This window comes from Vibrio sp. 10N.261.52.A1, assembly GCF_002876325.1.
GTDB lineage: Bacteria > Pseudomonadota > Gammaproteobacteria > Enterobacterales > Vibrionaceae > Vibrio > Vibrio chagasii.
On record NZ_MCYD01000804.1, the window covers coordinates 1 to 669 of the forward strand.

The window sequence follows — 669 nt, forward strand, 5'->3', positions numbered from 1 at the left end:
TGCATCTCATAATATGACAACTGAAACCCCTTCAATGATGAAAACGGATCAAGTAGACCTTGCCGTTCAATTTCAGTTTTCTAATACAACGAAAGATATTTATGAGCTGCCTCTTGGCGAAGTAAATTTCGTGGCAGTAGTCAGAGAAGATCACCCTTTCAAGAAAGAAACGGCGACCATTGAAGAGCTTTTGGAGTACGACTTTGCTCTTGTTGAAATGCCATTTTTTAATACCTTCCATACATCACTGATTGAACAAGTTGTCGCTAATAAAGGACTAGAGATAAATGTTGTCCATAGAAGTACGTCAGCAATAAGTATTCGAGAGATTGTGCTGAGAACAGACTTAGTTGTTCCCGGGCTAGAAAACTTTGTCAAACACTGTGGAGAGGGGCTCAGAGCGATAAAAGTAACGAATGTCGAAGAGCTAACAACTTTACGATTATGTGCCTATATCCATAAGAAAAATAGAAAGAGTAAGAAACACTTATGGCTGTATGAAATGATAAAGTCATTAGTCGATTCTTAAAAACTGACAAGACTTTGGAGATAGATGCCACATAGGTGATTAATAAGCCTCATCGAACTAGACTCAAAGCAACACCTATATACAAATAAAAAAGCGAGCCACTAGGGCTCGCTTTTAAGTATTTAGTTTTAAGCTAAATT

General features: G+C 37.5%; 1 protein-coding gene. It reads left to right on the forward strand.

The window, feature by feature from the left end:
• A partial coding sequence (locus BCT81_RS16795; protein ID WP_133152646.1) for a LysR substrate-binding domain-containing protein occupies nt 1–529 on the forward strand: 529 nt, incomplete at its 5' end.
• Between the last annotated feature and the right edge of the window lie 140 nt (nt 530–669).